Source organism: Micromonospora sp. NPDC051006 (assembly GCF_044456245.1).
In the GTDB taxonomy this organism is placed as follows: Bacteria; Actinomycetota; Actinomycetes; order Mycobacteriales; family Micromonosporaceae; genus Micromonospora.
The window spans coordinates 16,275-38,989 of sequence record NZ_JBITFP010000004.1; the positions used below are offsets into that span (position 1 = coordinate 16,275).

A 22,715-nucleotide genomic window follows, 5' to 3' on the forward strand; every position below is an offset into this window, starting at 1 on the left:
GTACGTGGCCCGCCCCGGCGGGGCGGGCCACGGACCCAGGCCGCCAGGCGGCGACGGGCGCAGGTCGCCGGGCGCGCGCACGTCGCCCGGCGACCTGCCCGATCGGTGTCGGGGCTACCGCTGTTGCAGGCGGAACGACTGGGCGGCCGTGCCGTTGCAGGCGTACTGCACCAGCTGGACGCTGTCGGCGGTGGAGCCACCCGGCACGTCCAGGCACTTGCCGCTGAGCCGGTTGACCAGCCGGTAGTAGCCGCCGGTCTCCGGTACCGCCTGCCACTGCTGGTTGTTGCCACCGCTGTAGGTCCAGAGCTGGATCGGCGCGTTGTCGGCGGTGGACACGTTCGTCACGTCGAGCACCCGGGCACTGTTGTTGCGGTTGTTCACCCGGACGTAGCCGCCGCTGGTGGGCTGGAACTGGTACTGCTGGGCGAAGCTGGCGTTGCAGGCGTACTGCTGGATCGCGGTGCCGTTGGCGGTGCCTGCGGCGCGGGCGTCGACGCACTTGCCGTTGCCCCGGTTGACCAGGCTGTACCAGGCGGTCGGGGAGATCGGGTCGGTGGGCGGGGGAGTGGTGCCACCACCGCCGCCGAGCCAGAGCAGCCCGTCGATGACGAAGCGGTTCTGCACCTCACTGGCGAACGTGGACGACAGCGGCACGTTGTTGGCGTAGTCCATGGCGTTGTGGCCGAAGTTCGCGTACAGCATCTTGTAGTTGGTGTTGGTCCAGATGATCGGGTAGTAGCCGCTGTACCAGGTCTGGTTCGGGTCGGTACCCAGCGGGAAGCTGCTCGGGTCGACCGAGGCCAGGATGTTGATGCTCGGGTTGGTCCGCAGGTCGCGGCTCCAGCTGTACCACTCGCTCACCGACGAGGTGAAGGTGGCGGGCAATCGGACGGTCGACGGGTGGGTGCGGTTCTCGACCCGCAGCGTGGCGGTGGTCGGTCCCCAGGTGTTGGTCTGAAACGCGCCGGTGCCGAGGAACTGGTTGTGGTACCAGTCCCAACCGCCCGGGTTGTCGGTGTACGCCGAGACGTGGAAGCCGAGCCAGGCGCCACCGCCGCGCATGTACTGCTCGAAGGCGGGTCGCTGGGCGGCCGGCGGCAGGTCGTCGAGGAAGATCACCACCTGGTACTGGGCGAGGTTGGCGGTGTTCAGCCGGCTCCAGTCGTTGGTGGCGGTGTAGGAGAAGTTGTACTCCGCGGCGCGCTGCGGGAACCACTGGTTGGCTTCCCGAACGAAGCTGATGTGGGCCGCGTCCCAGGTGCCGTTGTAGAAGGCGATCACGTTGAAGGCCGGGGCCGCGGCCCGGGCGCTGCCGTGGGCGGGCTGGGCGAAGACGGTCGCCAGCGCCAGGCAGAGCGCGAGGAACTGGGCCAATCTTCGGGTCACGGTGCTGCGGGTACGGGCGATCATGGCGCGTCCTCTCGGTCGTCGTCGCGCTGAGGGGTGTCGAGACGGGGCGCAACGATCGATGACACGCTATGTCTGTCCGGATCTTGTGTCAATATCGGACTTAAGCGAATTAAGCAAGTTGCGAGTCTTGCGGCGATACCCGGACTAACTGTAATGACTCTTTACCAATAGTCGCAGCAAACCCGTCCGATCCACAACAGAGGCCGCGCGCGTCCATTTAGGAGACGGCGCGGACGGGGCAGAACCGGATCGGGCTGGCGGTGACAATGATCCAGTGAGCCTCGACATCGACCACATCTACGTGCCCGTCAAGTTCGACCTAGGTGGCACGGTGCAGGACATGGAGCCGGTGATCCCGCTGCTGGCCCGGTTGGGCGCTGTCACGGTCGACGTGGTCGAGCACGAGGAGACCCGGGCTTACAACATCTCGTACCTCGCCACCCATCCACCGGTGCTGCAACTCTCCCTCGGTACGTCGGCGGTGCGGATCGGCCGCACCACGTGGGACACCAGCACGCAGGTCGTGATCTACCCGGCGCTCGGGGTGCTCTCGGTGGACCTGCGGTTCGCCGCACCGGAGCCACCGGTGAGCACCGAGGACATCTGCCGGTTCTACGACGACCTGGTCCACGAGAACACCCTCGACTACTTCCGCTATCTGCGTGACCTGGACACCTTCCCGTCGAACCTGGCGGGGCACCTGCGCACGGTCGAGGCAGAGACGCCCGAACCAGGTGGGCTGACGGTCTCGGCCTACGTCCAGGCGATCCGCGGAATCCTCCAGGGTTCGGCCGGATTCGAGCCGCGGGAGCGGTGCTATCCGTTCCAGAACATGCGGCAGTTCTTCGTGCTGCGCGGCCCCGAGCAGGACGAAGGTGAGCCTGTCGTCGAGTCGTTGCTGCGGCTCGCCACCCTCCCGGAGGCCACCGGCGCGGCGAGTGACGACGGGCCGCTGCGGCTACGCGGCCTGGTGGTGCGCACCACCGGATGGTCGACGGTGGCCGTCCTGCACGACGGAGTCGAGGGCGGCACCGCGGCCCTGCGGCTGGTCCAGGACATGTACGGGCAGATCCATGCGCAGTGGTTCTTCTGCCAACTCTGGGTGGGGGTGGATCCGAACGACCGCGACGAACTCGTCGGGCCCGGGCACTCCCTCGGCGCTCGGATCACGCAGCTCGCGCGGGTGCAACTGCAACTCGCCCGGGGCCTGGCCGAGGTCGGCAACGTGGACCTGATGTACCGGGATCCCGTGCGGATCGCGGTCGCCACCTTCCTGATCGAAGGGCTGCGGGTGACCCGGCACCTGGCGGCCGCCCGGCAGCGTCTGGAACTGCTCCGCAGCAATCTGAGCCAGCTCTTCGGGCTGCAGACGGCGCTGTTCCAGCAGCGGCTCCAATGGCTCTTCTCGATCACCGCGGTGGCCGGTGTCGCCGCGCTCCTGCCGGAGATGTTGCAGGTCAACAGCATGTCCTGGCGGATCGTGACGGTCGCGTTGTTCGGCACGCTGGCGGTGTTCTGCTGGCTGTTGATCCGGCTGCTCGGACGCGCCGGCCTCACGGCGGAGCGGGCGGGCCAGCGACCCACCCGAACCCGCACAACGCGGTGGGGTGCGCCCGGGTGGATGCGGCGGCTGCGCCGGCGGGTCGAGTGGCCCACCGTCCGAGGCGTGCGTCGCGGGCCCCTCGACTGACAGCCCCGCCCAGCGGCGACGGCCGCGTTGCGGCGTTACAGCTGCTCTGGAGGTGTATGTCGTGATCAGCCGCCGGGGTCGCGCCCGGCGGAGCGACGGTGACCGGCATGGTTGGCGGGGTCGGGGGTAGCTCGAAGTCCACCGGACATGAGGTGAGGTGGACGATGGCGGGATCGTGGTTGCTCGGCCCCGACGGTGGCCCCGCGGGGCGCCGACCCACGGCCGTGCTGGTGGCGGTGCATCAGCAGGAGGAGGACGCGGACGGCAGCGGCCCCGGCAGCGACGTGTCCCTGGCGGAACTGCGCCGGCTCGCCGACACCGATGGCCTCGTCGTCGCGGAGGCCGTGGTGCAGAACCGGTCCCGGCCCGACCCGGCCACCTTCGTCGGTTCCGGCAAGGTCGACGAACTCGCCGCGGCGGCCGAGCGCGTCCGGGCCGAGCTGGTGATCGCCGACGGGGAGCTGAGCCCCGGCCAGGTGCGCAACCTGGAGGAGCGGGTCGGCGTGCGGGTGGTGGACCGTACGGCGTTGATCCTCGACATCTTCGCCGAGCACGCCCGGACCAGTGAGGGTCGGGTGCAGATTGAGCTGGCGCAGATCGCGTACCAACTGCCCCGGTTGCGCGGCGACGGCCGGTCGATGTCCCGGGTGGGTGGTGGACGGGTCGCCGGCGGCGCGGGCATCGGTGTGCGCGGTCCCGGTGAGATGCGACTGGAGACGCAGCGGCGCACGTTGCGGCAGCGGGCCTCCCGGCTGCGCCGCAACGCCGCGGAGCTTGGCCGGCGGCGGGAACGCACGCGGGCCCGCCGGGCGCGCAATCAGGTGCCCTCGGTCGCCATCACCGGCTACACCAACGCCGGCAAGTCCGCGTTGCTCAACCGGCTCACCGGCGCGGACGCCCAGGTCCAGGATGTCCTGTTCGCCACCCTGGACCCGACGGTGCGGCGGATCAGCACCGGTGAGCTGACCTACACCGTCACCGACACCGTCGGTTTCGTCCGGCACCTGCCGCACCAGCTCGTCGACGCGTTCCGCTCGACGCTGGAGGAGGTGAGCCGCAGCGACCTGGTGATGCACGTGGTGGACGCCTCCGCGCCCGACGCCCTCGATCAGATCACCACCGTCCACGGAGTGCTGCACGAGATCGGTGCCGGGCAGGTGCCGGAGCTGCTGGTGCTCAACAAGATCGACATTGCGCCACCGGAGTGGGTCGACGCCCTGTGCCGCGCGTATCCGGACGCGGTGCCGGGTTCCGCCCTGACCGGGCAGGGGATCGACCAGCTTCGCGCGGAGCTGGCCGCGCGACTCTCCCAGCGCTGACCACCGACGCCACCGCTGTGCGTTTCGTTTGCTGGTGCGGTCGTGGGGTAATGGGGCGGTTGTGACGAACCCTGAGCAGAGTCAGCAGCGGCAGGAGGACGCGCTCGAGACCGGTGCGCTGTATCAGGACGCCGAGGGACGGCGAACCAGAGACCCGGGCGCCGGAGCCGAGCACGCCGACAGCGAAGCCGACCGCAACGCCGAGCACCTGAGTCGCGGCGAGGTCGGTCCCGGCGTCCCGGAAGAGTAGGGAGCGCCAGCTCCAACCGTTATCGCCCGTTGCGTAGGTCGAGAATGTAGGCCGCGGTGAGCGCGACGGCGCGGTCTTCGTCCTGGGACAGTCCTGCGAGGGCACGTGACGCCGTGCTCCCCGGAATGTCCGCGAGCGCCTGGGTCAGCCGTCGACGGGCGGACGATTCAGTGGTGCCGTGGCCGAGGCGGTCGACAAGCCGGGTGACGATCTGATCCGCCGACGCGGGATCACTCGCCAGCGCGCTCAGCGCATCGGCCGCATCGACGTCGTTCCTCTCCTCGACGATCATGTCGATGAGCGTCGGGACGGCCTCGACGACTCCACGTGCCCCGAGCGCCAGCGCCGCACGCCTGCGGACCACGAGGTCGGAGTTCGTGAGGGCGTCCCGCAGCAATGCGGTCGCCGCGCCGTCCGGAATCTCGGCGATGGACCGGACGGCACGGTCCCGCACCTCGGCCACGGGTGCGTCGAGGCCCTCCGCCAGCAGCGCCAATCCGCCGTCGCCCGATTGCGCCAGAGCCCATCGAAGGGCACCGGCGACGTTCGGGTCCGTCTCGCTCAACGCTGCCTCGACCAGAGCTTCCACCGGCACCGGAACCCTCTCGACCGAGGACAGGGCCGCGCGCTGCCGCTTCCCGGCGCTCTCCGATCCCAGGGCCCGCAGTAGCGCGACGGTCTGGAGGACGTCCTCCCAGTCGGCAGGCTCCGCGGCGCCGATCCGACGGAGTCGGGTGAGCAGCTCCATCTCACCGGCAATGCGTTCGCGTGTCTGGCGGATGAGGTCATCGACGAGCTCCGAGGGGGTGAAGCCGGGATCATCCAGCGCGCGTCCGACTTCACGCAGCGACAGCCCCAACGACCGCAGGCTCTCGATTTGGAAGATCCGCCGGATGTCCTCACTGGAGTACTCGCGATAGCCGCCCTCGGTACGGCCCGTCGGCCGCACCAGGCCGAGCGAGTCGTAATGCCGGAGCATGCGGGCGCTGACCCCGGACCGTCGTGCCACATCACCGATCAACACCGGCTATCACCCCTCCTGGGCGGTCCTGCCGAGGGCGACCATGCGCTTCGCCTCCTCGATCGCGAGCTCGAATCCGGCATCCGGGTCGCGCAGCAGCCGTTCCGTGGCGATCGCGTGCTGACGCCGGCGAGGCTCGACATCCGTCATCGCGGCACGCAGGGTCGGCATGATCACCTCGCCGAGCGCGATCAGCGCCCGGCTGAGGCTCAACTGCGTCGTACGCCCGCCGCACCCGAGCTGGGCCGCCAACACTTCGGCCAACTCGGCTTCTTCGCCTTCGGGCACCAGTGCGACCGCTGCTCGCCAGGCGCTCCGCGCCACCTCGTCGTCGGCGTCGGTCAGCAGCGCCCGGGTGATCGCCGGCCACGCCTGTCGATCCCCGATCTTGGACAGCGTGTGCAACGCCTGGCTTCGTGCCTGCGTACGCGCGGAGCGGAGTTCGCCGACGAGCTTCGGGACCGTCATTGACGGTGCGTGCCGGGTGAGTGCCCAGGTGAGCATCTCGCGCACGTAGAAGTCGGGTTCGATCGCGCACCGCTCGACGAGCTTGTCGATGAACCGCGGGTCAGGGGCCGTGCCGACCGCCAGCGCTGCCTGCAGCCGCACCGACGAGCTGCCGTTCTCCAGCCCCTGGAGAGCTCGCATCGCGATCGTGTCCTCCTGTGGCCTGGTCATTGGGACCACCTCCTCGGCACAGTGAAGACCTTGTCACTGTGTCAAGGTCAAGCGGCGCCACGCCGTGAATAGGCGAACCACCCCTGCCGACCCGGTGTCACAGAACAGCGCGGGCCGGCGTCTGGTGGGTGACACGCTCGGGAACGACAAGACGGGAGCCAGCATGGCCAGCACGCAGAGCGCGGTGGGGCTATGAGCGCGGACCGCCGCCCGGACCCCGCCACCGCGGTGTTCGTCGCCCACCGCAACCTGCTCTTCACCGTCGCCTACGAGCTGCTCGGCTCGGCGGCGGACGCGGAGGACGTCCTGCAGGAGACCTGGCTGCGCTGGGCGGGCGTCGACCTCGACGCGGTGCGGGATCAGCGTGCCTACCTGGTCCGCATCACCACCCGGCAGGCGCTCACCCGGCTGCGTACCCTCGGCCGCCGCAAGGAGACGTACGTCGGCCCCTGGTTGCCCGAGCCGCTGCTGACCGCGCCCGACGTGGCCGAGGACGTCGCGCTCGCCGACAGCGTCTCGATGGCGATGCTGCTGGTGCTGGAGACGCTCTCGCCGACCGAACGGGCGGTGTTCGTGCTACGCGAGGTGTTCGACCTCGGGTACGACGAGATCGCGGAAGCGGTCGACAAGAGCCCCGCCGCGGTCCGGCAGATCGCCCACCGGGCCCGGGCGCATGTCGCCGCCCGCCGCCCGCGAGACGTGGTCTCCCCGGCCGAGACGCGGGCCGCGCTCAAGGCCTTCCAGCGGGCGGTCGAGACGGGTGACCTGCAGGGCCTGCTCGACGTCCTGGCGCCGGACGTGGTCGCCCTGAGCGACGGCGGCGGGGTCAAGCAGGCGGTGCCCCGGCCCGTCGTGGGTGCCGACAAGGTGGCCCGCCTGTTGGCCGCCGGCGTGAGCCGGGTCGGTGGCGAGGCGTCGCTCGAACCGGTACAGGTCAACGGCTGCCCGGCTCTGATCATGCGGCTCGACGGGGAGATCGACGGTGTCGTGGCCCTGCGCATCGACGACGGCCTCGTCACCGGGCTCTACTACGTCCGCAATCCGGAGAAGCTGTCGCGGGTGGAACGGGAGACCGTGCTGAGCCGTTGAGGCAGGGGCGTGCGTCAACCGCCCGGCACGCGCATGCGCCACGCGTCGGTGACGAGCTCCGTCAGACGTTCGACGCTCACCTGCGTCAACCGCAGCATCACCAGGGGCAGCCCGTCGTAGGCGGGGGTGGTGAAGAAGACCTCGGGCTCGCCGAGGAGCAGGGCCTGCTTCTCGGCTTCGTCGCCGACGTAGAGCACGGCGATGTCGGTGCGGATGCGGCGCGCAGCGCCGGGTCTGCGTTCTGGGTAGGACCAGACGAACCCTTTGTCGGCGACCCGGAAGTCGAAGCCCGCGCTGTCGATCTCGACCACGTCCGGCAGCGCCAGCGCCAGCCGACGCACATCGTCGGCGTCAGCCATCGAGGTCGCTCCAGTACACCGCCCGCCGCATCGCTACAGCCTAGTGACCGCGGTGCTCAGCTCGCCGCGAGCAGCGCCATGATGTTCTTCTCGGTGACGTCGGGGCCGGTCAGCTGCCCGGCGACGGCGCCGTCGCGCAGCACCAGAACGCGGTCACAGGAACCGACGAGCTCCTCCAGATCGGAGGAGATCAGCATCACCGCGAGCCCGTCCACCGCCAGATCGTCGATGAGGGAGCGCACCTCGGACTTGGTGCCGATGTCGATGCCCCGGGTGGGCTCGTCGAGCATCAGCACCCGCGGGTGGGTGGCGAGCCAGCGGGCCAGCAGCACCTTCTGCTGGTTGCCGCCGGAGAGTTCACCGACCGGCTGGCCCGGGCTGGTCGCCTTGATCCGTAGCCGGCGCATGAAGGTGTCGACGATCCGGTCGAGGCGGGCGTCGGAGATGATGCCGGCGCGGGAGAGCCGGGGGAGCGCGGCGAGCGCGATGTTGTCGCGTACCGACAGCGAGGCGATGATGCCCTCGGTCGTACGGTTCCGCGGCAGCAGACCGACGCCGGCGCGGACGGCGCCGGCGATCGAGCGCCGGCGCAGCCGGGCGCCGGAAACCGTCACCTGACCGGCGTCCAGCGGCATGGCGCCGGCGATCGCCTTCGCCGTCTCGCTGCGGCCGGCTCCCAGCAACCCGCTGAGGCCGACCACCTCACCCGGCCGCAGGTTGATCGACACGCCACCGAGCACGTGGCGACGGGTGAGCCCGGTGGCCTGCAGGATCGGCGGGTCGGCCGGCTCGGTGGCCACGCCTCCGGGGCTGGGCGTCCCGAGCGTCACCCGGCGACCGAGCATCAGCGACACGAGCCGTATCCGGTCCAGGCCGGCGAGCGGGCCGGTGTGCACCACGCGGCCGTCGCGCAGCACGGTCGCGCGGTCGCAGATCCGCTCGATCTCGGCAAGGCGGTGGCTGACGTAGACGATTGACCGGCCCCGGGCCCGCAGCGTGTCGAGCATGGTGAGCAGCCGGTCGGCCTGCTCGTCGTCCAGGCCGGCCGTGGGCTCGTCGAGCACGATCACCGACGTACCCATGGCGACCGCGCGGGCCACCGCGACCAGCTGGCGGATCCCGCCGTCGAACGACTCGAGGGGCTGGCGTACGTCGATCCGCAGGCCGCAGCCGGTCATGATGTCGCTCGCCCGGGTGTTCATCGCCGCGACGCTGATCAGGCCGAGCCGGCGCGGTTCGTGGCCGAGGAACAGGTTGCGGGCGACGCTCATCTGCGGGACGAGGTTGGCCTCCTGGTGCACGGCGGCTATCCCGGCGCGCTCGGCGTCCCGGGGCGAGGCGAACCGTACCGGCGCTCCGCGCAGCCGGAGTATCCCGGCGTCCGGTGGGTCGATGCCGCAGAGCACCTTGACCAGCGTCGACTTGCCGGCGCCGTTCTCGCCGAGGACGGCGTGAATTTCGCCCCGGCGAAGTGTGAACGAGACATGGTCGAGCGCGCGGGTGCCGGGGAAGTCCCGGACGACGCCGGCGGCTTCGATGACGGTGCTCGTGCCTGCCACGGTGCCTCCTCGCAGGGACCGGCGAGCCGATTGAGGCGAATGATTGCGTACGGCGGGTGGAAAGGTAAAGACGTCAGGGTCGGGCGACGTGCAGCCGGACGGCCCGGTTGGCCAGCTCGTCGAGTACGTCGCGCGGGGCGGCGTCGTCGGTCACGAGGTGGTCGATCTCGTCGGTGGGGACGGTCTGCACCATGGTGTCGACTCCGATCTTGGTGTGGTCGGCCAGTACGACGATCTCCTCGGCCGCCGCGGCGAGGGCCCGGTCGACGCTGGCGACCTGCATGTTCGGCGTGGAGACGCCACGTTCGGCGGTGAGCCCGTTGCCGGAGATGAAGGCTCGACGCACCCGCAGACCGGCGAGCGAGCGCTCGGCGGCGCTGCCGACCAGCGCGAGGATGGCGCCGCGCAGCGTGCCGCCGGTGAGGACGACCTCGACCCGCGGCGCGTTGGCGAGCGCCTGGGCCACCAGCAGCGAGTTGGTCACCACGGCGAGTTCGGCGTGCCGGGTGAGCTGCTGGGCGAAGAGCTGCGTGGTGGTGCCGGCGCCGACGACGATGGCGTCCCCGTCCTCGACGAGGGAGGCCGCCAGCTCGGCGATCGCGGCCTTCTCGGTGGCGGCCAGCTGGGCCTTCTGGGCGTACGTCGGCTCGCGGGAGAGCGCGCCGGGCAGGGTGGCAAGCGCGCCGGGCAGGGTGGCGCCGCCGTGATGGCGGTTGAGCAGCCCGTCGGCTTCCAGGATCCGCAGATCGCGCCGGACGGTGACCTCGGAGGACTGCACGGCCTGGGCGATGTCCCGGAGCGAGACCGCCCCGTTGGCGTGCATCAGTTCGAGGATGCGTTGCCGGCGCTCGGCGGCGAACATGGTCCGCCGGCCCTCGGTCGCCGTCCGGGCGTCGTCGCCAGGTGCCACGTGGTCCTCTCCTCGTGAACGAGTCGGTCTGGTTCTGATCGTACTCGGTGCCGCCCCCACGCCTGGTGACCGCGTTTCGAGATCGGTTCTGATCGGAACTGATCGAACAGTATTGACTTGGGATCGTGACGGTGATTGATTGTTTCTCAACGATTTCCGGCAGACCGCCACCCGACCCCGACCGGTTTCCACCCGGCCAGGTGCCCGGGCGCTGCGGCCTGCCCTCTCACGCCACGCTCGTGAGAAAGGGGCCCTGAACGATGAGGAAAGCAGTCACCGCGCTGGTCGCCGCGGCCTGCGTCGTCGCCGGCGTGCCGAGCGTCGCGCATGCCGAGGCCAGCTGGCAACCGGGGACGCCACCGATCACCACCCCCTGGACCGACCAGGTGTCACCGGACAACGCGCTTCCCGAGTACCCCCGCCCGCAGCTCGTCCGTCCGAGATGGGCGAGCCTCAACGGGGTCTGGCAGTTCGCCGGGGCGCACGAGGGCGAAGCCCCGCCGATCGGAGAACAGCTCAGCGAGCGGGTGCTCGTGCCGTACCCGATCGAGTCGGCGCTGTCGGGCATCCAGCGGCACGAGGACCGGATGTGGTACCGGCGCGCGTTCGACGTGCCGGCGAACTGGCGGGTCGGCGGCGCCGAGCGGCTGCGACTGCACTTCGGCGCCGTCGACTACGACGCCACCGTCTGGGTCAACGGCGTCCAGGTCGCCACCCACCGCGGCGGCTACGACAGCTTCAGCGTCGACATCACCGACGCCCTACGCGGCCGACGCGCCCAGGAGTTGGTGGTCGGCGTCGAGGACCGCACCAACCAGACGTGGCAGCCGGTCGGCAAGCAGCGCAACGTGCCGGACCGGGGCATCTTCTACACCTCGTCGTCCGGCATCTGGCAGAGCGTCTGGATGGAGCCGGTGTCGGCGAGCCACGTCGAGCGGCTGCCGATGACGCCGGATCTCGACGACGCCAGCCTGCGGGTCACCCCCGAGGTCGCGGGCGGCAACGGTCGTACGGTGGAGGCCGTCGCGTACGCCGGCAACAAGGTCGTCGGCCGCGCGTCCGGCCCGGCCGGCACCGAGCTGCGCGTGCCGGTGCCGAAACCGCGGCTCTGGTCGCCCGACTCCCCGTACCTCTATGACCTGAAGGTGCGGGTGCTGGACGGCCGGAAGGTGGTCGACCAGGTCGACTCCTACTTCGGCATGCGCGAGGTGAGCAAGGTCAGGGGCGCCGACGGCAAGCTGCACCTGGCCCTCAACGGCAAGATCCTGTTCAACATGTCCACCCTGGATCAGGGCTACTGGCCGGACGGCATCTACACGGCGCCGACCGACGAGGCGCTGCGCTTCGACATCGCCGAGACCAAGCGGCTCGGTTTCAACACGATCCGCAAGCACATCAAGGTGGAGCCGGACCGCTGGTACTACTGGGCCGACCGGCTGGGCCTGATGGTGTGGCAGGACATGCCGTCCATGCGTACCGGCGGTATCCCGCCGGTCGACGCGCAGCAGGAGTTCGAGCGGCAGCTCAAGGAGATCGTCGCCGAGCACCAGAGCTGGACGTCGATTACGGTCTGGGTGCCGTTCAACGAGGGCTGGGGCGAGTGGGACCGTACGGCCACCGGGCGGATCGCCGACGAGCTGCGCGTCCAGGACCCGAGCCGGATGGTCAACGCGCACAGCGGGGTCAACTGCTGTGACTCCAAGGGCGACTCCGGACGCGGCGACATCATCGACTTCCACCAGTACCTCGGCCCCGCCTCGCCGACGCCGAGCGGGGACCGGGTCGCCGTGGACGGCGAGCACGGCGGGCTCGGACTGGAGGTGCCCGGGCACATGTGGTTCGGCGAGGGGCACGGCTACGAGATGACGCCGGACAGCGCCACCCTCACCCGGCGCTACGTGGAGAACCAGCGTGACCTGCTGACCGTGGCCAACCGGTGCGGGCTCTCCGGCGCCGTCTACACCCAGACCACGGACGTGGAGCACGAGGTCAACGGCTTCTACACTTACGACCGCCAGATCAAGAAGATGGACTTCGACCGGGTCCGGGACATCAACCGGGCCATCGTCCGCTCGGTGGACGGCACCGGCGGGGACACGCCGCAGCTGCCGCCCGGCACGCCCGGCCTCACCGGCGTGGGCTGGTGGCCGCTGGACGAGGGCAGCGGCACGGTCACCGACGACCGGGCCGGCGAGCACGACGGGACGCTGGTGAACGGCGCGACCTGGACGACCGGCCGCACCGGCGGCGCCGTGCAGCTCAACGGGGTGGACCAGTACGTCGACACCGGCGCCGCGATCCTCGACACCACCGGCAACTACACCGCCTCGGCCTGGGTCAAGCTGGACAGCCTCGGCGGTTTCGCCACCGCGGTGAGCCAGGACGGCAACAACCACAGCGCCTTCTTCCTGCAGTACTCGGGCGCCGACAACCGCTTCGCGTTCAGCTTCGCCGGGGTCCGGGCGCTCGCGCCGAGCCCACCGGAGCCGGGCCGCTGGTATCACCTGGTCGGCGTGCGCGACGCCGCCGCCGGCACGCTGACGCTGTACGTCGACGGGCAGCCCGCCGGCGCGGCCAGTTCCTGCTTCGGCGAGGCGTCCAGCGGGCCGACCGTCATCGGGCGGGCCAAGTTCAACGGCGGCCCGGTCGACTACTGGCGCGGCGCGATCGACCAGGTGCGGGTCTACGACCGCCCGCTGTCCGCCGCCGAGGTCGGCCAGCTCTACTCCTCCGGCGGGCTCCGGTGAGGCGAGTTCGCCGCACCGCCGTCGCCGCGGCGGCGCTCGCCGCGGCGACGGCCGCCCCCGCACCATCCCCCCGCGACTGACAACTCCGCCTCAGGAAGGAAACGCCATGTCCAGGACATCCAGATTGGTGGCGGTCGCGCTGGCCGCCCTCCTGACCACCGCGGCCTGCGCCAAGAGCGAGGACGGCGCAGGCACGCCGGAGCCGGCCGGCAGCGCGGGCAACCAGGTCGTGCAGAGCTCGGGCGCCACCGGTCCGACCTGCACCCTGCAGAGCTTCGGCGGGCAGAAGTTCGACCTCAAGAAGGACGTGGTCGGCTTCTCGCAGTCGGAGAAGGAAGCCAACCCGTTCCGGATCGCCGAGACCAGGTCCATCAAGGACGAGGCCGCCACGCTGGGCATCGCCAACCTGCGCGTCACCAACGCGCAGTCCCAGTTCTCCAAGCAGATCTCCGACGTGCAGCAGCTCATCGCCCAGGGCGCCAAGCTGCTGGTCATCGCGCCGCTGAACTCCGACGGCTGGGAGCCGGTGCTGCGGCAGGCGGCGGAGAAGAAGATCCCGATCATCACCATCGACCGCAAGATCAACGCTCAGCCGTGCACCGACTACCTCACCTTCATCGGCTCGGACTTCTACCAGCAGGGCCAGCGGGCGGCCGACCGCATGATCGAGGCCCTCGGCGGCCAGGGCGACGTCGCCATCCTGCTCGGCGCGCCCGGCAACAACGTCACCACCGACCGGACCAAGGGATTCAAGGACCAGATCCAGCAGAAGGCGCCCGGCATCACCATCTCCTTCGAGCAGACCGGCGAGTTCACCCGCGAGAAGGGCCAGCAGGTGACCGAGCAGCTGATCCAGTCCCGCCCGGGCACCAAGGGCATCTACGCCGAGAACGACGAGATGGCGCTCGGCGCCGTCACGGCGCTCAAGGGCGCGGGCAAGTCGCCCGGCGACGTGAAGATCGTGTCCGTGGACGGCACCCGCGCCGCCGTGCAGGGCATCGTCGACGGCTGGCTGGCCGCGGTCGTCGAGTCGAACCCGCGCTTCGGGCCGCTCGCCTTCTCCACCGCCCAGAAGTTCCTGGACGGGGAGGGGATCCCGGCCACGGTCATCATCAGCGACCGGGAGTACACGACGGCGAACGCCAAGGAGAGCCTGGGGAACGCCTACTGATGGCTACCGCGGTTCTGCAGGCCCGGGGAATCTCGAAGGGGTTCCCCGGGATCCTCGCCCTCGACGACGTGTCCTTCCGGCTCGACGCGGGGCAGGTGCACGCCCTGGTCGGCGAGAACGGCGCCGGCAAGTCCACCCTCATCAAAGTGCTCACCGGCGTCTACCGGCCGGACCGCGGGATGCTGCTGCTGCACGGCGAGCCGGTGAGCTACGACAACCCCCTCGCCGCCCAACGGGCCGGGATCTCGACCATCTACCAGGAGGTCAACCTCGTCCCGCAGATGAGCCTCGCGCAGAACCTGCTGCTCGGGCGGGAGCCCCGCAGCCGGTTCGGGGTCATCGACACGGCGCGGTTGAACGCCGAGGCTGAGCGGGTGATGACCCGGTACGGCATCCGCACCGACGTACGCCGGCCGCTTCGCTCGCTCGGCATGGGCACCCAGCAGATGGTGGCCCTGGCCCGCGCGGTCTCCGTCGAGGCCCGCGTGGTGATCATGGACGAGCCCACCTCGGCCCTGGAACCGCGAGAGGTGGACACCCTCTTCGGCGTCATCGCCGACCTGCGGTCCCAGGGCATCTCGGTGATCTACGTGAGCCACCGCCTCGACGAGCTGTACCGGATCTGCGACCGGGTCACCGTCCTGCGTGACGGCCGGGTGGCGCACGCCGGGCCGCTCGACGAACTGCCGCGGGTGGACCTCGTCGCGCTGATGCTCGGGCGCGACCCGGCCGAGATCCGGCGGGAGGGCGCCACGAAGTTCTCCGGTGAGCACACGGCCGCCGCCGGCGAACCTCTGGTGGAAGCCCGCTCGGTGTCCCGCCGGCCCGTCCTGCACGACGTGTCCGTGCAGGTACGCCCGGGCGAGGTGGTCGGCCTGGGCGGGCTGCTCGGCGCCGGACGCAGCGAGACCGCCAAGGCGATCGCCGGGGCACTCCCGGTCGACGGCGGCTCCGTGACCGTGGCCGGGCAGGAGGTACGGCGTGGCTCCCCGGCCGCGTCGATCCGGGCCGGCGTCAGCCTCGTCCCCGAGGACCGCAAGGCCGAGGGCATCGTGCCCACCCTGTCGGTCCGGGACAACATCGCGCTGGCCGCCCTGCCCCGACTGTCCCGCTCCGGAGTGGTGTCCGAAGCCAGGATCGACCGGCTCGTCGACAGCTTCATGCGGCGGCTGCGCATCAAGGCCGCCTCGCCGCACCAGAAGGTCTCCGAGCTGTCCGGCGGCAACCAGCAGAAGGTCCTGCTGGCCCGGTCGCTGGCCACCGGCGCGAAGGTGCTGCTGCTCGACGAGCCGACCCGCGGCATCGACGTCGGCGCCAAGGCCGAGGTGCAGGCGCTCATCGACGAGCTGGCGGCCGAAGGGCTCGGCGTGCTGCTGATCTCCTCCGACCTGGAGGAACTCGTCGAGGGCGCGGACCGGGTCGTCGTGCTGCGCGACGGCGCGGTCGCCGGCGAGCTGAGCGGTGACGAGGTGACGGAAGAAGCGATCATGGCGACGATTGCCGCGACGGGAGACACCGATGGCTGAGACCGCGGCCGCGCCGCGCGCGTGGGGCGGGCGCGTACGCCTGCTCGCGTGGCTGCAGGAGTACGGCGTGTACGCGTCGGTGCTCACGCTCCTGCTGTTCAACGTGGCGTTCACGCCGCACTTCCTGGAGGTGGCGAACTTCCGGACCCAGCTGATCCAGGTGGCGCCCATCGTGATCACCTCGCTCGGCATGGCCCTGGTGATCGGCACCGAGGGGATCGACCTCTCCGTCGGTTCGGTGATGGCCCTCGCCTCGGCGATGGTGGTGCTCTACCTCGGATACGGCGCCCCGGTCGCGATCATCGCCGCCCTGATCGCCGGCGCGGCCGTCGGCGCGGGCGGCGGCGCGCTGGTCGCGTACGTGGGGGTGCAACCCATCGTGGCGACGCTGGCGTTGCTCGTGGGCGTACGCGGCCTGGCGAACGTGCTGGTGCCGCAGCTCACCGAGTTCCGCAACCCCACGCTGATCACGCTCGGCAGTCGGTCGGTGCTCGGCCTGCCGCTCGTGGTCGTCATCGCGGCGGTGCTCACCGTGCTGGTCGCGTTCCTGGTCAAGCGCACCACCTTCGGCCGCCAACTCGTGGCCGTGGGCGGCAACCGGGCCGCGAGCCGGCTGTCCGGCCTACCGGTACGGCGCATCCTGGTCACCGTCTACGTCATCTCCGGCGTGCTCGCCGCGGTGGCCGGCGTCCTCGCCACGTCGCGGCTGCAGGCCAGCGACCCCACCTCCCTGGGCCTGCTGATGGAGCTCTCCGCGATCACCGCCGTGGTGGTCGGTGGCACCCCGCTCACCGGCGGTCGGGTCCGGGTCCTCGGCACGGTGATGGGCGCCCTGCTCATCCAGCTGCTCCAGGCCACGCTCATCAAACACAACCTGCCGCAGTCCTGGACCCAGATGGCCCAGGCGGTCATCATCCTGGCCGCCGTCTACGCCGCTCGAGGGAGGCGCGCATGACCACCACCATCGCCGACGCGGACACCGGCGCCGAGGCGCGACGCGGACCGGGCGCGCTGCGCCGCGAACGGATCGGCCACCTCCTGCAGCACCACGGCGCGCTCGTCGTGCTGGCGGTCACCGTCCTGGTCGGGGCCGCCACATTCGACTCGTTCGCCACCCCGCAGAACGCCGCGAACATCGTGGTGTCGTCGTCGTTCCTGGCCATCGTCGCGATCGGGATGACCTTCGTCATCATCAGCGGCGGCATCGACCTCTCCGTCGGCTCGTCCTTCGTGCTCGCCGGGGTGCTGGCCGCCTACGGCTCCCGGTACGGGCTGCTCGTCGCGCTGCTGCTGCCGCTCGCGGTGTGCGGCGCGATCGGGCTGATCCAGGGGCTGATCGTGGCGCGTACCGGCATGGCACCGTTCATCGTGACCCTGGCCGGGCTGCTCGGCATGCGAGGCCTCATGCTCGCGGTCTCCGACGAGGGGGCGAACACCTACCTGGTGCGCGACGACGCCTTCAGCGCCCTGGGCCAGGCGGCCTTCCTGGGTCTCACCGTCCCGGTCTGGATCACCCTGGCTCTGGTCCTGCTGGGCGGGGTGCTGCTGCAACGCACCGGCTTCGGGCAGAACGTGTTCGCCATCGGCGGCAGCGAGGAGGCCGCGGTGCTCATGGGCGTACCGGTCACCCGGGTCAAGGTCCTCGTCTATCTCATCTCCGGTCTGCTGGCCGGGCTGGCCGGCGCGCTCAACGCCGCCCGGCTCTCCTCCGGCGTCACGATCCTCGGCGTCGGCATGGAACTCGACGTCATCGCCGCCGTCGTGATCGGCGGCACGCTGCTCACCGGCGGCGCCGGTGGACTCACCGGCACGATGGCGGGCGTGCTGCTGCTCGGCGTCATCCAGAGCCTGATCAACCAGATCGGGGTGCTCACCTCGTCGTTCCAGCAGGTCGTCAGCGGCGCGTTCCTCGCTCTGGTGGTGGTCACTCAGCGGCTCCTGCACCGGGCGCAGCGGTTGTCCTGAGGTCGGGTCGCGGCAGGCGTCACCGCCGCGGCCGGGCCACCGCCCGGACCGGGGTCGTCGCCAGGCACAATTCGGCCGTGCCGATCTCGATCACCAACTACCGGGACCTGTTCGCCGACATCCGCAGGCGTCCTGGCATGTGGCTCATCCGAGCGGACTTCGCCAGCGTCGTGGCCTTCGTCGAAGGATGCGACCAGGCGAACGCCCGGAGCCTGCTGACCGGCTTCCAACCGTGGCTGGTGACGCGAGCCGACGGCCTCGACAACCACGTCTGGTGGAGCATCGTCGCCCACCTGACCGAGCCCATCGGCCCCAAGCCCTTCCGAGACCTGGATCCCGACCTCGACGCCCGGGTCGTCGAGACCCTGTTCGACCTGCTCGACGAGTTCCTGGAGCTACGCGACGAGTACGACGGGCTGAACCGCGTCTTCGCCGCGCACGAGCAGTGGCGCCGCAGCCGCGAACAGAACGGCTGCGCCGCCACCGGCGCACCGGCCTGCCCTGCCGTCGCCTGGCCCAGCCCCGCCAGCCGTGGCAAGACCGACGGACCCACCCTTCACGACTACCAATGACAGCCAGGGTTCAGCTGGGCGTTTCGGGTGCCATCGGGCGGGGGCAGAGGCAGAACGGATGGCCGGCCGGGTCGGCCAGGACCCGGACGTCTGCGAGGTCGGGTTGCTCGGCCAACCTCGTCGCGCCCAGTTCGACGAGCCTCCGTTCGGCCTCCTCCACGTCGTCGACGCGTAGGTGCAGGTGGAACTGCATGGACGAGGCGGGGTCGGGCCAGGTCGGCGGTTGGTGGCCGGGCGCCAACTGGAACGACAGGTGCAGTGGGGCGTCCTCGCTGGGTCCGATGGAGTACCAGTCCGGGGCGGCGTACACGATCGGCCAGCCGGTGACGGCACTGTAGAAGGCCGCCAGCGCGGCCGGGTCCGGGCATTCCAGGGCGATGCCGCTGAGCTGGGCGATGCCTGCCATGCGGTGAGCCTAAGCAATTCGCCGCGCCGATCGGGGAGCGAGACGCTTCGAGCGCGCCAGGACACCGGTAGGTGGGCCGCTCGGGCGGAGCGGGGGAGGGACCGGCCGATGCCCGTCCCGACGCGGTGAGGCACGGACGTCACGGCCCCACGGCGGTGCGGATGGTGTCCCGGGACCCTGCTCCGGTGGGCGCGTCCGCCCGGATTTCCCGGCCGCAATCTGCCGGAAACAATCACGTCACCAAGTATTGACGACGACGAAGTTAACGCTAACATCATCTGTGACTCCACTCACAACGGCCCGGGAGCCCCCGCCTTGGCCTCGCACTATCCCTGTGAGGAGCCACCGATGCCGTCGCCCGCTGTTATCGCTCACTCCGCTGACAAGGGCGGGGTGTCGACTGTGGTGCGCTGTCCGGTCGGGCCGTCGTGGCTCACGTCCCGGGCGCTGTGGTGGACGGCCGCGCCGTCCACGAACGAATGCACGGTTACCCGGACGAGATTCCGGCCGCTACCGGCGAAAGTCGCCAACCGGCCGGCCAGGCCTTCAGCTCCTACTGCGATGAACTCACCGACGGGCGATCTGGTGGGGCGTCGAGCGCGCCAGGCGACACCGCGATCGAGCGCCGCTGGTCCGCCGAGCGCGGGTGCCGCAACAGCTCCTGCTGCCGGCTGACCCAGCGGCGACAGCTCCACCTCATCGAGAAACACGAAGTGACGAACACGAGACATCGGCTCCGCGGGACCGCGCAGCGGCTCCCGGTGAACGACGAACCCTAGGAGAGAACCATGACAAGACCTCTGGGCAGGCGAACTGCCCTGCGGTCGTTGGCCGGAGTCCTCGTTGCGGCGCTGAGCGTCGGGGTGGCGGCGTGCAGCGGCGACGACCCGGCCGGTTCGAGTGCGGCCGAGGCCGGACCCAACGGCGTCGACGACGGCAGTGAACTCACCCTGTGGACCCGTGCCCCGCTGGAGAAGCAGGCGAAGCTCCTCGTCGACGCCTACAACGCCAGCCACAAGAACAAGGTCCAGCTGACCGTCGTCCCCAACGACGACTACGTCGCCAAGGTCGGTGCGGCAGCGGGCTCCGGCGGCCTTCCGGACCTCTTCGCCGCCGACATCGTCTACGTGCCGAACTGGGTGAACCAGGGGCTGTTCCAGGATCTCAGCGCGAACATCGACGGCCTCAGCTTCAAAGACACCATCAACAAGGGGCACCTGTCGGCCGGCACGGTCGAGGGCAAGGCGCATGTGCTGCCCTTCGTGCTGGACCTGTCGATGATGTTCTGGAACAAGCAGCTGTTCAAGGAGGCCGGGCTGGACCCGGAGAAGGCTCCGGCGACGCTCGAGGAGTACGCCGCCGCCGCCAAGGCGGTCCAGGCGATGAAGAAGGACGGCGTCTACGGCACGGCGGCCGGTCTGAACTGCGGCGGGTGCCTGGTTTTCACCTGGTTCCCGACGGTGTGGGCCGACGGCGGTGAGGTGCTGAGCGCGGACGGCAAGGAGTCCAAGCTCGCCGACGACACCGCCCAGAAGGTCTACCGCACCTGGCAGGACCTGTGGAAGTCCGGCGCCGTGCTGCCCGCCTCGGCGGACGAGACCGGCCCGACCTGGACCGCCGCGTTCACCGAGGGCAAGGTCGGCCTGATGTTCTACCCGGCGACGTTGCTCTCGTCGACCCCGTTCGACGTCGGTGTCGCCGGCATCCCCGGCCCGAGCGGCGGGGCCTCCACGTTCGTCGGCGGGGACGGCATCGGCGTCTCGAAGGACTCCAAGAAGGCCGCCCAGGCCTGGAACTTCCTGAGCTGGATGATGTCCGAGGACGCCCAGGTTGAGGTACTGGCGAAGAACAAGGACGTGGTGTCGCGTTCCGACCTGGCGAGCAACAAGTACGCCGCCGAGGACCCGCGGCTGGTCACCATCAACGAGGTGGCGGGTAAGGGCGACACGCCCGTCGCCTTGAACTTCCAGCAGGCGTTCAACGCGCCGAGCAGCCCCTGGCTGACCCTCGTACGCAACCAGGTGCTCAACGGAGGCGGCGACGTCCGGAAGGACAACGACGAGATCACCGGCGTGCTCAAGCAGTAGCCGCTGCCCGCGGGCGTATGGCGACCGACGGGTCCATCGGCCGACATACGCCTGCGGCGCGGCCCTGCCCGGGACGCGTCGACGATCTGCTCGCTGCCGAATGAACGAGGGGTTCCCATGAGTGTCAACGCGCCGTCTCGCCCGCCCACGGTGGCGACGCGCGGCCGTGTCCGTTCCCGCGGCCGCCACGCCCTGCTCGGCTGGCTCTACGCGACGCCGACGGCGGTCTTCGTGGTGGCGCTGTTCGCGGTGCCGCTGCTGCTCGTGATCAAGATGTCGGTGTCGAGATGGCCTCTGCTGACCGGCGACCAGGGAATCAACGCCCCCGACAACTTCGTGAAGGCGATCGACCACCGCTTCTTCACCGACTCGGTGGTGTTCACCATCAAGTACACCGTGCTCGCGACCGTACTGCTGCTGGTCCTCGGGCTGGGTCTGGCCCTGCTCGTGCAGGAGTCGAGCCGGTGGAACAACCTGCTCCGCGCGTCGTTCCTGATTCCCAGTGCCCTGGGGCTGGCCTCGGCGTCACTGCTGTTCTACGTGCTCTACTCGCCGTACGCGAGTCCGCTGGCTCCCCTGATGGAGAGCCTGGGGGTGACGTTCCTCGGCTCACCGAACGCGGCGCTCTTCTCCACCACCTTCCTCATCGTGTGGCGCTACGCCGGCTTCTACATGGTGCTCATGCTCGTCGGCCTGCAAGGAATTCCCGCGGACGTCTACGAAGCCGCCCGCTCGGACGGCGCCAGCCGGTGGCAGACCTTCCGGAAGATCACCCTGCCGCTGCTGCGTCCCACGCTGGCACTGACGACCGTGCTCAGCGTGACCGGCTCCCTGCTCGCCTTCGAACAGTTCTACATCCTCACCAAGGGCGGCCCGGACAGCAGCACGATCACCGTCGTCCAACTGATCTACATGATGGCGTTCCAGGGCCAGAACGACCTCGGTGTGGCGGCGGCCCTCTCCGTCATCGTGCTGCTCGCCCTGATCCTCATCAACGCGCTGCAACTGCGCGCCTTCCGGTCCGAGGAGAGCTGATGGCCATCGCCACCGGTGCCACGTCAACCGCTGCCGGCGGACCGCCCCGCCCGCCCGGCACGGCCCGGAACGGCCGGAGCAGGTCGAGTGGCGTCACCCTCGCCGGGATCGCGCTACGGACGCCGTACTGGGTGTTCACCGGAGCGGTGGGGCTGATCTTCCTGGCGCCGATCGTCTGGACCACGGTCGCCTCGGTCGCCCCGCAGGCCGGCACGAACCAGGTGGATGGCTGGGGACTCGGCAACTACAAGACCCTGGCCGACTACCAGGCCGGCATCTGGGTCTACCTCGGCAACTCGGCCTTCGTGTCGCTGCTCACGGTCGCCCTGACGCTGCTGCTCTCCCTGCTCGGCGGCTACGCGTTCGCACGGTTCCGCTTCCCCGGCAAGAACGTCCTGTTCCTGGTCACGCTCGCCATCCTCATGGTCCCGTACGCGACGCTGCTGATTCCGCTCTACGTGCTGCTCAACGAGGTGGGGCTGGACAACTCGCTCGTCGGGGTGGCGCTGGTGCTTACCATGTTCCAGCTGCCCTTCTCCACCTTCCTGATGCGCATCTCCTTCGAAGCGGTGCCACGCCAACTCGATGAGGCCGCGATGGTCGACGGCTGCTCGTCCTTCGGCGCGCTGTGGCGAGTGCTGCTGCCCGCGGTCAAGCCGGGCCTGATCACGGTCGGGCTCTTCGCGTTCCTGGCCGCGTGGAACGACTTCATGGCACCGCTGATCCTCATCAACGACACCGAGCGGATGACCCTGCCGCTCGCGGTCTCCAACCTGCGCGGGCAGGTACAGGGCGTCGTCGACTACGGGGCGACCGAAGCGGGCGTCGTCGTGCTGGCCCTGCCGTGCATCGTCCTGTTCCTCCTGCTCCAACGACACTACGTGCGCGGCTTCATGTCCGGCGCGCTGAAGGGATGAC

At 70.2% G+C, this 22,715-nt stretch carries 20 protein-coding genes; 13 read left to right on the forward strand and 7 right to left on the reverse strand.

The features are described from left to right. Positions 1-114 precede the first annotated feature (114 nt). The gene (locus ACIBBA_RS08860) at positions 115-1,413 is read right to left on the reverse strand and encodes an RICIN domain-containing protein (protein ID WP_396695240.1); all 1,299 of its coding nucleotides are present in this window, start codon (positions 1,411-1,413) and stop codon (positions 115-117) included. Between the two features lie 274 nt (positions 1,414-1,687). On the opposite strand from ACIBBA_RS08860, the gene ACIBBA_RS08865 reads away from it, so the two are divergent. The 3 genes from ACIBBA_RS08865 to ACIBBA_RS08875 all read left to right on the forward strand — a co-directional run bounded on the left by ACIBBA_RS08865 (position 1,688) and on the right by ACIBBA_RS08875 (position 4,672). Then, positions 1,688-3,103 carry a hypothetical protein gene (locus ACIBBA_RS08865; RefSeq protein WP_396695242.1) on the forward strand — a complete coding sequence of 472 codons (1,416 nt, stop codon included), beginning with the start codon at positions 1,688-1,690 and terminating at the stop codon, positions 3,101-3,103. A gap of 164 nt (positions 3,104-3,267) precedes the next feature. Then, positions 3,268-4,422 carry a GTPase HflX gene (gene hflX / locus ACIBBA_RS08870; RefSeq protein WP_396695244.1) on the forward strand — a complete coding sequence of 385 codons (1,155 nt, stop codon included), beginning with the start codon at positions 3,268-3,270 and terminating at the stop codon, positions 4,420-4,422. A gap of 61 nt (positions 4,423-4,483) precedes the next feature. Then, positions 4,484-4,672, forward strand: a complete 189-nt coding sequence (locus ACIBBA_RS08875; protein ID WP_396695246.1) for a ribonuclease — start codon at positions 4,484-4,486, stop codon at positions 4,670-4,672. Positions 4,673-4,691: 19 nt separating this feature from the next. Here ACIBBA_RS08875 and ACIBBA_RS08880 read toward each other — a convergent pair whose 3' ends face one another. After that, positions 4,692-5,696, reverse strand: coding sequence for a HEAT repeat domain-containing protein (locus ACIBBA_RS08880; RefSeq protein ID WP_396695248.1), 1,005 nt, complete (start codon positions 5,694-5,696; stop codon positions 4,692-4,694). Positions 5,697-5,702: 6 nt separating this feature from the next. Beyond that, positions 5,703-6,371 carry a HEAT repeat domain-containing protein gene (locus ACIBBA_RS08885; protein ID WP_396695250.1) on the reverse strand — a complete coding sequence of 223 codons (669 nt, stop codon included), beginning with the start codon at positions 6,369-6,371 and terminating at the stop codon, positions 5,703-5,705. Between the two features lie 192 nt (positions 6,372-6,563). Here ACIBBA_RS08885 and ACIBBA_RS08890 point away from each other — a divergent pair, with 192 nt between their 5' ends. Further along, a complete protein-coding gene (locus ACIBBA_RS08890; protein WP_396695252.1) occupies positions 6,564-7,460 on the forward strand; it encodes an RNA polymerase sigma-70 factor in 897 nt (298 codons plus the stop codon). 14 nt (positions 7,461-7,474) lie between these two features. Here the strand turns inward: ACIBBA_RS08890 and ACIBBA_RS08895 are convergent, their stop codons facing one another. From ACIBBA_RS08895 to ACIBBA_RS08905, 3 genes are all read right to left on the reverse strand, one after another. Then, a complete protein-coding gene (locus tag ACIBBA_RS08895; protein WP_357054657.1) occupies positions 7,475-7,819 on the reverse strand; it encodes an MmcQ/YjbR family DNA-binding protein in 345 nt (114 codons plus the stop codon). 56 nt (positions 7,820-7,875) lie between these two features. Continuing rightward, positions 7,876-9,378, reverse strand: coding sequence for a sugar ABC transporter ATP-binding protein (locus ACIBBA_RS08900; protein ID WP_396695255.1), 1,503 nt, complete (start codon positions 9,376-9,378; stop codon positions 7,876-7,878). Between the two features lie 73 nt (positions 9,379-9,451). Continuing rightward, the gene (locus ACIBBA_RS08905; protein WP_350873850.1) at positions 9,452-10,288 is read right to left on the reverse strand and encodes a DeoR/GlpR family DNA-binding transcription regulator; all 837 of its coding nucleotides are present in this window, start codon (positions 10,286-10,288) and stop codon (positions 9,452-9,454) included. Positions 10,289-10,548: 260 nt separating this feature from the next. Between ACIBBA_RS08905 and ACIBBA_RS08910 the strand changes: the two genes are divergently transcribed. The 6 genes from ACIBBA_RS08910 (at position 10,549) to ACIBBA_RS08935 (ending at position 18,269) form a co-directional block, all read left to right on the forward strand. Continuing rightward, positions 10,549-13,035: a LamG-like jellyroll fold domain-containing protein gene (locus tag ACIBBA_RS08910; protein WP_396695257.1), complete on the forward strand. Its 2,487-nt coding sequence runs from the start codon at positions 10,549-10,551 to the stop codon at positions 13,033-13,035. 106 nt (positions 13,036-13,141) lie between these two features. Further along, positions 13,142-14,206, forward strand: coding sequence for an ABC transporter substrate-binding protein (locus ACIBBA_RS08915; RefSeq protein WP_357054646.1), 1,065 nt, complete (start codon positions 13,142-13,144; stop codon positions 14,204-14,206). Further along, positions 14,206-15,732 (forward strand): sugar ABC transporter ATP-binding protein, encoded by a 1,527-nt coding sequence (locus ACIBBA_RS08920; RefSeq protein WP_396695259.1) that lies wholly within the window; start codon positions 14,206-14,208, stop codon positions 15,730-15,732. Before ACIBBA_RS08915 ends, ACIBBA_RS08920 begins: the two co-directional genes overlap by 1 nt. After that, positions 15,725-16,687 carry an ABC transporter permease gene (locus ACIBBA_RS08925; RefSeq protein WP_396695261.1) on the forward strand — a complete coding sequence of 321 codons (963 nt, stop codon included), beginning with the start codon at positions 15,725-15,727 and terminating at the stop codon, positions 16,685-16,687. The genes ACIBBA_RS08920 and ACIBBA_RS08925 overlap by 8 nt, the downstream gene beginning before the upstream one ends. Next, on the forward strand, positions 16,684-17,697 hold the full coding sequence (locus ACIBBA_RS08930; protein WP_396695263.1) for an ABC transporter permease: 1,014 nt from the start codon (positions 16,684-16,686) through the stop codon (positions 17,695-17,697). Before ACIBBA_RS08925 ends, ACIBBA_RS08930 begins: the two co-directional genes overlap by 4 nt. Before the next feature lie 77 nt (positions 17,698-17,774). Continuing rightward, positions 17,775-18,269, forward strand: coding sequence for a hypothetical protein (locus ACIBBA_RS08935; protein ID WP_396695265.1), 495 nt, complete (start codon positions 17,775-17,777; stop codon positions 18,267-18,269). Between the two features lie 10 nt (positions 18,270-18,279). Here the strand turns inward: ACIBBA_RS08935 and ACIBBA_RS08940 are convergent, their stop codons facing one another. Then, a complete protein-coding gene (locus ACIBBA_RS08940) occupies positions 18,280-18,675 on the reverse strand; it encodes a VOC family protein (protein WP_396695267.1) in 396 nt (131 codons plus the stop codon). A gap of 788 nt (positions 18,676-19,463) precedes the next feature. On the opposite strand from ACIBBA_RS08940, the gene ACIBBA_RS08945 reads away from it, so the two are divergent. From ACIBBA_RS08945 to ACIBBA_RS08955, 3 genes are all read left to right on the forward strand, one after another. After that, the gene (locus ACIBBA_RS08945) at positions 19,464-20,762 is read left to right on the forward strand and encodes an ABC transporter substrate-binding protein (protein ID WP_396695270.1); all 1,299 of its coding nucleotides are present in this window, start codon (positions 19,464-19,466) and stop codon (positions 20,760-20,762) included. Between the two features lie 117 nt (positions 20,763-20,879). Beyond that, a complete protein-coding gene (locus ACIBBA_RS08950) occupies positions 20,880-21,797 on the forward strand; it encodes a carbohydrate ABC transporter permease (RefSeq protein WP_396695272.1) in 918 nt (305 codons plus the stop codon). Beyond that, positions 21,797-22,714 (forward strand): carbohydrate ABC transporter permease, encoded by a 918-nt coding sequence (locus ACIBBA_RS08955; RefSeq protein WP_396695274.1) that lies wholly within the window; start codon positions 21,797-21,799, stop codon positions 22,712-22,714. The genes ACIBBA_RS08950 and ACIBBA_RS08955 overlap by 1 nt, the downstream gene beginning before the upstream one ends. The last annotated feature ends 1 nt before the right edge of the window (position 22,715 follow it).